At 47.6% G+C, this 13660-nt stretch carries 11 protein-coding genes; 2 read left to right on the top strand and 9 right to left on the bottom strand.

The window, feature by feature from the left end; genetic code table 11:
- Positions 1-30: 30 nt before the first annotated feature.
- Genes ACH59B_RS04885 through ACH59B_RS04865 form a run of 5 tightly spaced genes read right to left on the bottom strand, consistent with a single transcriptional unit; the run spans position 31 to position 7322 of the window.
- On the bottom strand, positions 31-828 hold the full coding sequence (locus tag ACH59B_RS04885; protein WP_044787130.1) for a TatD family hydrolase: 798 nt from the start codon (positions 826-828) through the stop codon (positions 31-33).
- Positions 829-848: 20 nt separating this feature from the next.
- Positions 849-3458, bottom strand: a complete 2610-nt coding sequence (locus ACH59B_RS04880; RefSeq protein WP_044787131.1) for a polynucleotide kinase-phosphatase — start codon at positions 3456-3458, stop codon at positions 849-851.
- Positions 3455-4894, bottom strand: coding sequence for a 3' terminal RNA ribose 2'-O-methyltransferase Hen1 (locus tag ACH59B_RS04875; RefSeq protein WP_044787132.1), 1440 nt, complete (start codon positions 4892-4894; stop codon positions 3455-3457). Before ACH59B_RS04875 ends, ACH59B_RS04880 begins: the two co-directional genes overlap by 4 nt.
- A 21-nt stretch (positions 4895-4915) precedes the next feature.
- The gene (locus ACH59B_RS04870; protein ID WP_044787133.1) at positions 4916-5734 is read right to left on the bottom strand and encodes a nucleotidyltransferase domain-containing protein; all 819 of its coding nucleotides are present in this window, start codon (positions 5732-5734) and stop codon (positions 4916-4918) included.
- 19 nt (positions 5735-5753) lie between these two features.
- On the bottom strand, positions 5754-7322 hold the full coding sequence (locus ACH59B_RS04865) for a hypothetical protein (RefSeq protein WP_044787134.1): 1569 nt from the start codon (positions 7320-7322) through the stop codon (positions 5754-5756).
- Between the two features lie 198 nt (positions 7323-7520).
- Here ACH59B_RS04865 and ACH59B_RS04860 point away from each other — a divergent pair, with 198 nt between their 5' ends.
- Both ACH59B_RS04860 and ACH59B_RS04855 read left to right on the top strand, forming a co-directional pair.
- The gene (locus ACH59B_RS04860; RefSeq protein ID WP_038978103.1) at positions 7521-8846 is read left to right on the top strand and encodes a YafY family protein; all 1326 of its coding nucleotides are present in this window, start codon (positions 7521-7523) and stop codon (positions 8844-8846) included.
- Positions 8821-9621, top strand: a complete 801-nt coding sequence (locus ACH59B_RS04855) for a WYL domain-containing protein (protein WP_017426270.1) — start codon at positions 8821-8823, stop codon at positions 9619-9621. Before ACH59B_RS04860 ends, ACH59B_RS04855 begins: the two co-directional genes overlap by 26 nt.
- Positions 9622-9704: 83 nt before the next feature.
- On the opposite strand, the gene ACH59B_RS04850 is transcribed toward ACH59B_RS04855, so the two are convergent.
- From ACH59B_RS04850 to ACH59B_RS04835, 4 genes are all read right to left on the bottom strand, one after another.
- Positions 9705-10682, bottom strand: a complete 978-nt coding sequence (locus tag ACH59B_RS04850) for an aldo/keto reductase family oxidoreductase (RefSeq protein WP_017426269.1) — start codon at positions 10680-10682, stop codon at positions 9705-9707.
- A 135-nt stretch (positions 10683-10817) separates the two neighbouring features.
- The gene (locus ACH59B_RS04845; RefSeq protein WP_017426268.1) at positions 10818-11576 is read right to left on the bottom strand and encodes a TraX family protein; all 759 of its coding nucleotides are present in this window, start codon (positions 11574-11576) and stop codon (positions 10818-10820) included.
- Between the two features lie 46 nt (positions 11577-11622).
- Positions 11623-12402: a LytTR family DNA-binding domain-containing protein gene (locus ACH59B_RS04840; RefSeq protein ID WP_017426267.1), complete on the bottom strand. Its 780-nt coding sequence runs from the start codon at positions 12400-12402 to the stop codon at positions 11623-11625.
- The gene (locus tag ACH59B_RS04835) at positions 12399-13637 is read right to left on the bottom strand and encodes a sensor histidine kinase (RefSeq protein ID WP_230877401.1); all 1239 of its coding nucleotides are present in this window, start codon (positions 13635-13637) and stop codon (positions 12399-12401) included. Before ACH59B_RS04835 ends, ACH59B_RS04840 begins: the two co-directional genes overlap by 4 nt.
- Positions 13638-13660 lie beyond the last annotated feature (23 nt).

Raw genomic sequence — 13660 nt, 5'->3', positions numbered from 1 at the left:
ATATATACCACATCCATGGCTTTGACAATCCTATAATCCGAAGAAACGTTTGGCCGTTTCCGTCGTCGCAATTTCGATCTCCATCATGCTGCGGCCTGTGCACTCGGCAATCGTAGCGGCGATGTGAGCGAGATACACCGGCTCATTACGCCCTTCTTTGGGCTTCACGGGCAAATTACGCGGGGTCAAAAATGGAGCGTCCGTTTCAATCATCAACCGGTCCAATGGAATATCCCTGACCAGCTCCCGCAGATGCTTGCCGCGCCGTTCATCACAGATCCAGCCCGTAATACCGATATACAGTCCCATCTCCACATACGTATGCAATTCCTGTGCAGTACCGGTAAAACAATGCACCACCGCTTTATCAACAAGCCCCTGATGCTCTCGCAACATAGCGACAAAGTCCTCATGCGCATCTCGTTCATGCAGGAATAAAGGCATATGCAGCTCCCCCGCCAGTTGAATCTGCTCTCCAAACCATCGGCGCTGTACATCACGCGGAGAAAAATCACGGTTATAATCCAACCCGCATTCCCCTATGGATACGACCTGCGGCTGAGCCGCAAGTTGGCGGAGCTGCTGAATTGTATCGGTGCTGCAACTTTTGGCATCATGGGGATGCACGCCAGCCGTCGTGTACAGTTTACCCGGATAACAAGCCGCATACTGAGCAGCCTCCCGACTACTGCGGACACTGGTTCCAGTAATAATCAACGGTGTAATTCCTACAGCCGCTGCTCTCTCTACCACCTGTTCCCGATCTGCATGAAACGAACGGTGCATCAAGTTCACACCAATATCAATTAACGGTGTACTCCTATCCATCTCAATCCCTCCTTCGCAAACTACAATCTCGGATCAATCGGCTCCGATTCCAGAGATAGCGCAGCAAGGACGCATTCATGAATACGATCCACCGTATCCTTGCGGACAAAACGTTCTACGCCCTCCATACCAAGCGCTCCTTCCATCAGGGCATGACGCTCCTTTTTGTTCGTTCGGCGCTGCTTCAGACGCTTTAAATTCTCAGGGGCAAGATAATCCATACCGTAAATGATATGCAAATACTTCCGGCCTCTCACCTTGATTGCAGGCTGAATCATCTTGTCCCGATTTTTCATCAAAAAGCGTTCCGGCTTGATCACAATGCCCTCATGACCATCCTCTGTCATCTCGTTCCACCAGCGGATAACCTCTTCCTCGCTTGCTTCGTCCGTGATGACCCGATACTCTGTCTCCATAAACAGCGAGGACAGTCCTGCTAGCTCCCGGTTGTGCTCCATATGCCAAAGATGAGATTGGTCAAAAAACGTCCGGCCGCTGTGGGCCAGTGTATGAAACGGTGCAATACGAATTTCATCCAGCCCGTCTACATCCCAGCAATATTTTTGAAAAGCTTCTTGGAACGTTACGGCATTGCCATATTTCCGTTCCATTTCCTCTAGCCAGTCTCCAACCTCCCGGCCTGCAACCTCCGCCTGCTTCAGCTTGTCTACCAGCTTACTGCGATCCAGCAGAGCTGCCTCACCCACATGCGCATACTGTGCAGCAATCAGTTCCCGAGCCTTGAGATTCCACGGTACTATTTCCGCATCCAGCAACACGAAATCCGTCTGATTCCGCTCAAAATACCTGGCAGTCTGTAGATCGGCATTCAGCTTTTCCAGGACCTGCTTCGCAAGGCCTGGTCCAAAGAAAGGGCGGCCGCTGCGGCTGTAGATCGTGCCTAATGTCGGGTATCCTACATATTCGACAGCAGCCTGTTCGTTTTTGAATAATAGCAAAATCGCCCGGCTACCCATATGCTTTTTCTCCGCTACCATCGTTTGTACGCCTTGACCACGATAATAAGCCAGCGCCTCACGCGGATGCTCCAGATATCCTTCTTCTGCGGAAACCGTGGGAGCAGGACTCATAGTTGGTGGAATGTACACCAGTTCCTCCATCGGTACTGTCACATGTGACACGGTATCTATAGCGGATTTGACCCATTCTCCTTGTACTCGCACTTCGCCATACGATTCCGTTAGTACGCTGTAACCAGCGATGAGCTTACGTAAATTCGGCGGGGAAAACCGTTTTTTCTGCCACCTGACAAGTGGGCTATCGGGGTCATTCGCATAATTCTCATGAGCCGGAACGCTGACAAATTCCTTTTCCGGATAACGATAAGCGGTCAGCATACCGCCAAATACCACACCCTGATCAATATTCACCGTCTGGTTCACAATCGTAGGCTGCGGTCTCGGATCATGTCCCCATACTACTATTTCTCCCGATTCATGGTCTACGAACCAATCTTTGCGGATTGGTTTTCCGTCTGCATCCTGACCATCCGTATCTCCATAACGACAGTAATCAGAAATACGTGCCGACTGTTTGCCAATAAAATGATCCTTAATCCCCGCATGAGTCACAACCAGGTGTCGCAACCCATTTCTGCCGAAAATTAGATGAGAGGGCGCATTTAGCAGAAAATCCCTCAGCTCGCCTCTAAGCTGTTCCGCTGCTGCCTTGCCCACCTTTTGTTCATATTGAACCAGTTCCTCTGCGAATCGTTCATCTCCATGATTGAGAGTTACTTTTCTTCCATCAAGATAACGACCGATTTTCCAGCCATGATTGCTATCAATCATGTAGGCGAGTCCGGCATCCACGTGCTTTTTCCAAAACTGCACCGCTAGTAACGATTCTGGGCCACGGCTCATCACATCCCCAACGGATACCAGTCTTCTGCCTTCTGGATGATGGTATAGTCCTTCCGTATCTTCCATATATCCGAGCCGCTCTAACACCTCCAGCATCTCCCGGTAGCACCCGTGGATGTCACCAATGATATCAATGCCTGCACCTATATCATGAAACAGCGGCTGAGCACGGCGGGCGAAGTTAAGCTTTTCTACATCCTTGAGGACATAACAAGCGTTAAAACCTTCTTCCCGAATACCGCGCAGGTTCCGCTTTAACAGCTGTGCCTGCTGCTTGACCCGTTGGCGACCACGCGGATGCGCCCTACCTGCATCACGTTCCAGCAGCACAGATTCGGGTACATCCAGCACCAGAGCCATCACAGGTACATGCGCCTTGGCTGCCAGCTGTACATATTTCTGGCGATCCTCAGCATACAGATGGGTGGCATCCACAACCGTCAGCTTATTCAGACGACAGCGCATAGCCAGAATGGTATCCATCGCCTCAAACGCCTTGGCTGACATTTGCTGGTACTCATAAAACAGCACGTCCGATTCCAGCCTTGGAAGTCCGCTCCAGTCTATAAATTCCGTATCTCCGACCAGCTGGCGAAAATGATCTGAGGATACCACTTCCGTTTTCAATAGAATCCCTTCGCTCACCAACCTGTCCAGTAAAGTGGTTTTGCCACTATTCGAGGCCCCTACCAACACAACCAGTCCAGCATGCGGTAGATTAATCGTTCGTTCGGATGAAATGCTCATGAATTCTTCGGCTCCTTTCTGCGCGTAAATACAGCCATTTGGGTCGGTTGTCCAAAGCCTTCGACCTCTTCTCCGATCCCTTCCAGCGCTAATGAATAGGGAGCTTCCTCAATCCATTGCTCGCATCGTTCACGAAACTCGCTTCTGCTCCATTCAAAACGGTGATCGCCATGCCGCAGCTCTTGCTGATCCATACGATACACCTCATTATATTCTCGATTGGGAGTCGTCACGATCAGCACACCCGGCTGATATTCTGTCACAATCGTATCCATCACCCGGTTCAGACGATGCTCATCCACATGCTCAATGACCTCACACAGGATCATCACATCTTTTCCCCGCAATTGTTCATCATAATAAAAGAGAGAGCCCATCATAGGTGTAGGGCGAATTGCATCGGCATGCCTTTCCAGCTTGGCAAAACGCTCCACAGCCCTCACCTGTGCATATGCAGACGGCTCCACAGCCCAAATCTCTTCAATGCCCTTGATTCGAGCCATCCGAGCCGAAAGCTTCCCTTCCCCAGATCCAAAATCTACGATTTTCTGTCTTCGGGGCAGCTTGCGAATCACATCCATAATGGCTTGATACCGCAGCTCATTTAGCCGCATTACAGGCTGTTGCTTTCCTTCCTCCAGTGACTGATCTTGCTGCTGATCCTGTTCGTGATTATGGTTTTGTTCTTGGACAGCATGTTTTTCAGTCTGTGTAGCAGCAGAATCAGATTGCTCAAATTGCTCAATCAGATTGGTAAAATGAAGCGTGCGTCGAATGATGAGCTCGCGCATCGGATGCTCTTGCAGCCAGCCTTCACCGTAACGTTTCAGCTTATCAAACTCTTCTTCGCTAATATAGTAGTGCTTATAATTATCCAACACTGGAATCAACAGCAATAACTGACGCAGCGCATATTGCACCGTCTGATGACCACTTAGCGTGACATATCTGACGGTGCTTCGATTTTTCAGCTGAAAAGAATAATCCGCTTTCCCTCGTTCGATGGTCACTTGATAGCCCAGCGGCGCAAATAGTCCCTCCACCACAGCATCTGGCAAATCTGACGCAACAGGCCCAAACGATAACTCCAGCGCAAAAGGATGCGTCACCCACGCTGTATAGTCTTCCTTGGGTTTGCCGTTCAGGGCTGTGCCAAGCGCGCCGCGAATATAGGTACAGAACAAGCTGCTGGTTACAAACTCCCGGTCATTAATATATTGTGTAATGTCATAGCTATCTGGACTGTTTTTGACCAAATCTATTGAATCTGGTGAAGCCTGAATGGCGATTTCTGCCTCTTCCTCTGTAAAAGTGGTGTACACCATGCGTACACGTGCACCCTTTTCCGTGCGATCATACGTATTGTAAGGGTTCTTGGCGAGCAAATGCGAAATCATCCCGGCATTGTTTCCGGTTGCTTTTAGCGTGATGTGCATACTCCACTTCTCCTTCCCTGCTTATGTTTTCCATACTTCATTCACCGCAGCGCGGAACATCTCGTCCAATTGCTGATCCCGTCCGCCCTCCATATGCTGAAGCAAAGGCGCCTTCTGTTCAAAATAAGCAATTTGCTGTTCAATAAAGTCATTCACCACCGAAAGCTGCGGCTCCATATCCAGCTCCTCACCCGCTTTTTTACGCTCCAGCAAATGCTCGATCACCTGATAAAGTTCGGTACCTACCGGAATGAATTCCGCTAGCAAGTCTACGAATTTGATAGGAGGCATACTGTTGTAACGTTCAATCCAGCCACAGGCCAGCAGCGGACGCAGCACGTAAAAATATTTTTTAATTTTCACCTGTTCACTTTGCAAATAGTCCCGATAGTTTCCCCGTGCCATATTCAGATAGTGATACATACAGGACTTCGGAGAGAAGGTTAACGGCGAGATTGCACGGATCTGATCGGCCACTGAATATTGCTCCAGATAGGGAATCGGAGATTGCAGCCATTCCAGCAAAGGCGGATTGGATTTGCGAAATAAATGGAGCGCCTTTTTCAAATCCCAACCGTTTATATCCAGCATATTGCTGATTGGCCGCTCAATCACATCCCGCTTATCAAAAATAGATAAATACCATTCTATGGGTCTTACATAAATAAATCGTACATCATAGTCACTGTCCTGTGAAGGAAACCCCCATGCCCGACTGCCTGATTCACAGGCGTACACAATGCGCACCTGCTCTTCCTGCTCCAACGCGCGCAGCTCACGCAAAATCGTGTCGCGCATTTCCGGTTGAATGAAACCCTGCCCATGCTTCACATCTGTCATGTTGTTCCCTCCCTTATCCTTAAAGTATTTCCCGAATCTGTTCTCTGATCGACTCCTCCGTTTCAGCTTCCGATAAGCAGCGAAGGCGCTCTATCGTTGCCTCTCCCAACATCTCAGAAGGCCATTCCTTGAGTACATGAAGCGCTGCACGGCGATTGGAGGTCACCGGGCTCCAAAGTCCGGTAGCAACTAGCTTTTGTCCCATTCCTTCGTAAGAAGACAATAGTTGCAGCAGCATCCCTAGACATTGATGCGCTTCATACTCCGGTCCAAAGCCCGGTACATCAGCAGGACCGGAAGCTATCTCTCCCAGAGGCAAGTGCTTTTCTGCAAAAGCCACCAGCTTATATGCCCGCTGTTCATCCTCTGTCTTGCTAAGTTCAAAGTAAAGATTAGGCTTGACTGGGTGTTTGCTTAATTGATCAAATAGCACGGGCCATACATCTAGTGCTAGCATTCGAGCTGCGCGAATGGCACAGTGAAGATGCGGTGAATCTGCATGATGTAGTTCCTGCTCTACCAGCTTCATCCACTGCGGATCGTCCATCATCTGCTGGCATATCGACGCGTAACGTTTACGTAATTCCGGCGTCCATTCATGCTCATAACGTGCCTCCCATGAATCGTCTTCTTCATCGAGGAAGTCCGCAATATCCATGATGATCGTAAGATGCTTCACAGTCGTACACATAGTCTTAGCATGACGAAGGTAGTTGCCTATGACCATAGTGGCATGCTCATAATCGTCTATACTTTCCGCAGGTCCGCCTGCTGCCAGCAAAGCCGACAGTATATCGCCTGCTCCGTCAAACAACTCCCGATCAATATGCGGTACAGCGATGGCTGTATGCAGCTCGCCTTTATGAGCGCATTCATAAGCAAGGTACTCATACATGACATTGTTACGGAATCCTTCCCGTAATAACCAATCACGTATTTCCTGCCGCGCCGGCTCCAGTCGTTCCACGACGTGAATACGTCCCCAACCATGTACCTGTAAGGCTAAATTATACAACTGCTCATTGGCCTGATCCGAAATATTACGGATAGCTACAGCCGCATATAGCGTGAATTCATCATGCTTGGCTAGCGTTAAAATAAGCTCGTGGTGCTGCTCTGTCTCCAGCAATCCGAGCAGCGCAATACCGACCTTCACCACATTGCGATGTGCTCCGTGTTCGGCCAGCCAACGCGCTTCCTCATACAATCGATCCGGCTGAATTGCTGGATGTTCGCGCACCGCATCTAGCAGCGGATCAATCAGGCTGAGCGCATTTTCCTCCATCAAGCGTACATATGTCTCACGTCTTGTTTTCATCCCTGGCTTGCGGCATTGTCTGGACAACAAGTGTGCTAGCTCCTTAATTTTCTCAGTCTCTCCATCTCCGCCAGCGCCGTGATGCCCAAACGCTCCATCCAGCCCCCCTGCCACCCAACGCATCGTATGACCTGCCCAGTATTCTTCATCATCCGGCAAATGATCATCCGTAAGCCTTCCCTGAGGGTCCAGTCCCTGCTTAATCGTTTCATAAATCGAAAGCTTACCTACCCATGGATATAACACTTCATTTTTGAATCGTCCAAACATGTTGCATCACCCTTCTGTTATGTATTGCTTCTTACTTATCGTGCTACCTTATATCCCTATAATCCTTTATTTTGGAAGTCATGAACATGGTGAAAGTATTACAAAGATGAATAAATTACCTTTTTCCTGCATCCCTTCCCTGTTAGAATAAAGGGATACTTGTTTTCGGAGAACGGCTACAGAAACGGGGAATGCATCATGGCGAGAGAGAGTTTTGATAAAGAAATTCAATTCCTGCGTATGCTCACACTAACCAGCGGCGCTTATAATCGGCAGCAATTTGCAGACAGACTTGGCATTTCGGTACATACCTTTGATAAGACGATCCGGCGCCTCAAGGAAATCGTCCAATCCGTACAACAGCAGCTTCCTGCGGAACAGGGACATGATTTTAATGAGATGCTGCGCTTTAATTATTACGAATCCGCTGACCCATTATTGTTATTCCTGTTTCGGGCCAAATCGCTCAAGGAATCGGAAAGCGTCCGCTTATCCCTTCTGCTGACAGCGCTGCAATCACAGCCTATGACCACCATGGAACTGCTGGACGCTTGCTGCAATGGGCTGCCTTCCGACAGTGCACTGCCGGATGAAAAAACAATCCGTTCTGATCTGAAATATCTGGTCGAAGTCGGCGTAGTTCGTAAGGAGCCTGGCGGCAGACCCTATCGCTATGCTGTCCGTAACGATCTGGTGACAGAACTGACGGACGAGGAATTACTGGACTTATATGATTTTGTGGACATTATGGCCAACACTCAGCTCCCCTCTGTGCAGGGATATCTGTTGCGAGATCATCTTAAAAAGGCCATGCGCCGTCAGCTCGGAGATCGGGAGATGGCAGAGCCTTTTTTATATAAATACCATTATTATTCACGCATTCTGGACGAAGCCCATATTCATCCGCTTCTGCATGCCATTCGGCAACGCCGCTGCGTAAACTTTTTATATTTTTCGGCATCCAAACGAAGCATGTACGGGTCACAGAACACCAACCCACGATTTGAAAAAGAGACTGAAGGCCGTGAACATACCATTCTGCCCTTGCAAGTCATCTATGATCATCAATATGGACGTTGGTACGTGCTTGGTCATGTGGGCGGCAAAGGAATCATGAAGTTTCGTATGGAGGGCATGACCCAATTGGTGGAGGGCAAGCCTGTCCCAGAACAGCTTTATGCCGACCTGTTAGCCGTGTTGGAGGAAAAAATGCGATACAGCTGGCTTGTTGATACGGGTCGTCCCGTGAAGGTAAGGGTACGTTTTTTTAATCCCGAAGGGGCAAAACGCAACTTTATTCGGGAACGTGTGCTGTCACAAGGACAATGGGGTACGATTACGGAGGAAGAAAGTGAATCCTTTATCTATGAAATCACAGTGAATGGAATCACTGAGATTAAACCGTGGATTCGCAGCTTCGGATCAAGCTGTGAGGTATTGGAGCCCCAGCGGCTGCGTAAGGAATTCAGACAGGAATGGAAGGAGCTGCAAGCCTATTATGAGCCTGTTCGAGAAAATATTTAACTATCAGATCGTCTCACGACTGGATGAATCGGGCGCTTTTGCTACCACATCGCAGGAAAGAGTCTGGCTTAAGTCCATGCTTGCAGACTCGGCAGCGACAGAGGCTTTTACCCCCTCTACACTTGATAAGCTTCGGCAATTACTTGCAGATGACGAGCCTCTGGAGGCTGATGGCAGCCTGCGCGAAAAAGCAGGGGTCCCTGCTGCTTCGGTTTATCATCCACTCCTGCGTGAATTGCGTTCCATTCTGCGATCCCGTTCAGGCATCTGTATGACCTACAAACTGCGCAACGGACGCCTGCATGAGCGAATGTTCGGATTCCCATATAAGCTGGAGTTTTCCATGGTCAAAAAAGAATGGAGTCTGCTGTGGTATAATCGCCGCCACCGCGCATTTATGTCCACCAAACTGTCCAACATCGTAACCGTTACGGAGGATGAGATCCGACCTGAAGAAGCCGAGACGTTTACCCAACGAATACTCGGTATACTGGAGTCACGCAAAGAACAGGGCATCATCGAAATTATTCCTATATATAACGGTGAAATGTCTCGTATTTTATATGCTTTTTCCTGTTTTGAAAAGGAGGTCGAATATGATCAGGAAGCAGATACCTATCGTATTACGCTCACTTTCCAGGCAGACGAATGTGAATATGTGTTATCCAAAATCCGCTTCCTCGGCAAACGTGTCAAGGTCGTTCAAGGCTCTCGATTAATATCGCGAATGAAGGAAACAACTGCCAAGGCCCTCGCACGATACGAAGAGGAATAGCTGCTGAAGAAATATAGGATGAATCCACGTAAAGGCCCTCCCTCCGTCTGCTAATGAGACGAAAGGAGGGCCTGTTAAACGAGTTATGGCAAGGCTTGTCCGCGTGCACTGACATACAATTGATACCATTCCTCACGGGTCATCAGCTCGCTCTGGCGTTCTGCATCCTGACATGCTTTGATTCGTTCAGGATTGGCGCTGCCAATGACAGGCTGAATCCGTGCCGGATGCTTCATCAGCCAGCCCAGGACGATCGCTTCACGTGTCGTCCCCTTTTCAGAAGCCAGCTTCTGCACCAGTTCTGCCGTCTTACGGATATGCTCAGGCTCTCCTTCCAGAGAACCTCCGCTAAAACGTCCATGCGCCAGCGGTCCCCAAGCCTGGAGCTGAATATCCTCAGTTTGGCAATATTCCAGCAATCCTTCGCCAAAATGTACATTCGTCCCTGCCTGCTGGTTCACGTGTACGGTCTGATCTATAAAATGCAGATGTGCCAGGCTCATCTCCAGCTGATTAACAATCAGCGGCTCCGTTAGGCTACGCTCCAGAAAACAAATTTGGCTTACATTCATATTGGAAACGCCAAAATGCCGTACTTTGCCGGATGTCCTAAGCTCGCTGAACACCTTCGCTACTTCTTCCGGCTCTACCAGCGGATCGGGACGGTGCAGCAGCAGGATGTCTAAATACTCAGTACCCAGACGCTTCAAGATACCATCTACGGACTCCATAATATGATCATATGAGAAATCAAAACGGCCTGGGAGCGTGCCATCCGGCAAAAAAATGCCGCATTTGGACTGAATTACGATTTGTTCACGCAATCCGGGCTGTCCCTTTAAAATCCGACCGAAAATTTCTTCCGCTTTTCCCATACGATAGATATCCGCATGATCAAACATCGTAATCCCGATGGATTGTGCAGCTTCTACAGCTCTCTCCGCTTCAACGACATGCTCCTGTGTATACGGTGCATGGCTCCATTCTCCACCAAAAGGCATGCAGCCAAGTACCAGCCGACTATCGGAGATTCCACGTTTCTGTAAAGGCATAATTTTCATGCTGCTCCTCCTTGAACCCTCAAAGTATTCCTTGCTTCATCAACATTCGAATAGTTCGTCAAACCGCAAAAATCAGACGGAAAACATGTCGTTTCCCGTCTGATTTTATTTTAGTTACTTATTAGACAGCCCTTCTTATATGTAATAATCAATAGCCAACTTCAGCAGATAAAGCGCGAGCAAATGCAGCGGATAAAACAAATAGAAGAAGGTTCGTGGGCCTTTTCCCCTCTCTCCGTTATATCGGGATAGCAAAGGGAGTGCAAAAATACAGGCCCCGCCGATCGCAAACGGATAAAGATATTCGTTCATTGTGCTGGCGTTGATGCCCATGATGCTGAGCGAATCGGGAACAGCCCATATAATGATGACTCCGAAAATGAACATAAGCGCAATTATTGCAATAATCCATCCGTTGTAAATCTTCTGTTGTTTGCGAGCCACATAGAAAGCCAGAACCAGGAACACTCCAATCACACTCCAGTCTCCCAAAAGAGAGACTACGCAAAGAGCCGAAATAGCCAAGTATTTAAGCACAGGATTGGTCGTGTTGTCATAGAACCATATTGCCAGTAGGCCCATCAACAACGTTAGCATGATGTTTCCCGAAGTATACCAATCTTTAAATACCAATCCGTAAGGCACCACACTGGCTAGCCCGGTTAGAGCAAGGCGCATTGTATATTTTTTGAAGCTTCTGGTATGGATATATCCTTCGGCTACAAAAAAAGCCATGATAGGCAATGTAATTCTGCCTACCACCTGAAAGCCCAAAAAATCGGCAAAAAATAGCCCTCCAATATGATCAATTAGCATTGCCAATACTGCAATTAATTTTAAACTGGTGGCATCAATGCCTTTCACCTCTGCTTGAACGGATAATCTTTGTTCCATATTCCTCCCCTTTTCTTCCCGAAGAACTATGCCCTCCGTATCTATTCTATTCGTAAACAGGTCTGTTCAGGAGGCTCCGGTCTCCCATCTTATCTAAGAGGTGCTTCAACAATTGGCGGGAAACGGGAATAATGCGCCTTGCTTCTCCGGAATTCTGATTGGTTTGAAAAATGATCTCCTTCTTGCTCTTATCTATAGATTCCACCTTCATCAGGTTTACGATAAATGCCCGATGACACCGGAACAACCTTGGGTCCTTAGCCTCAATATCTTTCAGATCGCCGTAAAACTCAAGAGTTCTGTTTTCGGAAACCAGACGGATTTTGTGGGGAACACCGGTTGTTTCAAAGTAATAAATGCTGGAGAAGGAAATTTGAAATTTCGTAAATTTATTGTCGAGTATAAACCAATCATTGACATCCAACACAGGCTTTCTTTGATGGGCAACAACAAGAACTTCTCTGACCTTTTTTTCCATTTCATCCTGAGTAGCATCCTTGATAATGAAATCAAGAGCTGCTACCTTATATTGGAAGGTAAGCGGAGACAGATGACCGTGGGTAGTTACAAAGACAATATGCCCATACATATCATATTTTCTGATTTCCTGGGCAACTTCCAGTCCCTTCATCTGACAACCAGAGATTTCAATATCAAGGAAATACAAGTTATTCGCACAAGCTTTAGATTCAAAAAGCAGGAGATCCGGCTTACTGGTGGCAATGAGATTGCTGCAGCAGATGCCAAGTTCCTCGCAGCTTTTACGGACCATCTTTTCCATTATGCGCTGCTGGATAAACTGATCTTCCAGAATAAAAATATTCATGATGTCGCTCTCTTTATAATTAATGTTTGCGTGAAAAAATCCGGTTCCTTTTTGGTATCCAAAGTTACATACTTGTTGCTGCGCAGCACCTTTGCTATATTGTACAAGCCAAGACCTCGATTGTCCGCTTTCGTTGAAAAGTTCCGTTTGTAGAGATCATTCACCTTAATCCCGTCAAGTGCAGAATGATTATAAGAGTTTCGTATCGTCACCGTCTGAATATCGTCTTCATGGATCAGCACAATATTTATGGACGGATTGCAGGTCTCTAGTGCCGCATCGATTGCATTGTCCAGGAAACAAGAGATTACTCTGCAAAGGTCTATAATATCCATATACATTTCACTGATACCGCTATCAATTTCCAGTTTTACGTCAACTCCACGCTTCTTTGCCACCAGCACCTTGGATGTAATAATACTCTTGAGCTCACTCACGTCCAGATTAATCAGGTTATCCAGACTATAGGAATATCCGTTCAACTGTGAGGCAGTAGGTTGGATAGAACTCTCATATATCCGCTTGATCATCGCCAAATCCCCAGTTCTGATCCCCTCGTCCAGCATTAACAGGATATTGGTATAGTCATGTCTGAAGCCGCGGATGTCTTCGTACATTTTTTCAATCTCCATAATATAAGCCTCCAGCTGCAGGTATTGTTCCGTCTTGTTCTTCTCTAGCTCACGTTCACGCAGGAAGCGATACAGCCAATTGATCGTCATCAGGAAGATGGAGGTCAAGCCGATCAGCATCAACACAATCTTTAATCTGCTTGGATACGGATTGTTGCTTTCACACTCCGAATAGATAATCAGTCCTAGTCCGATGATCCCCAAGACTAAGATTAAAGAAGCTCCGACGATAAGCTTAATCCGATATATCTTCAAAAGCCTGACCGCCGGAGTAGGAAACAAATAAGACACAAGCTTTCGGAGCGCCAAGTAGATCAGCGGAGGTGAACAAGCGGTTAGGAAGGGCGCCGTCCATTTGTTTTTATATTCATAAGGAACCGCATAGCTGATTACCGTTATGAAATAACCCAGCAGTGTCGTAATGAAGATGGTAAGGATGGCGTAGAAGCCTATGACCCACAAGGATTCATATTTGTCGGTCAACCACCCGTATAATGCCAGTAGCACAAATAGAAATAGGTAAACAATCAGTCCGAAGTTATTCAGAGCTGTTATTCCGATAAAATAATACATGACTAAAAACAGCAGCAGCTTATAATTCATACGGAAAACGCTTAGACCATTGC

The organism is Paenibacillus sp. DP01 (genome assembly GCF_044784315.1).
GTDB lineage: Bacteria > Bacillota > Bacilli > Paenibacillales > Paenibacillaceae > Paenibacillus > Paenibacillus polymyxa.
Note: the sequence above shows the minus strand (reverse complement) of the source record. Positions and strands in the feature narration are given on the sequence as shown.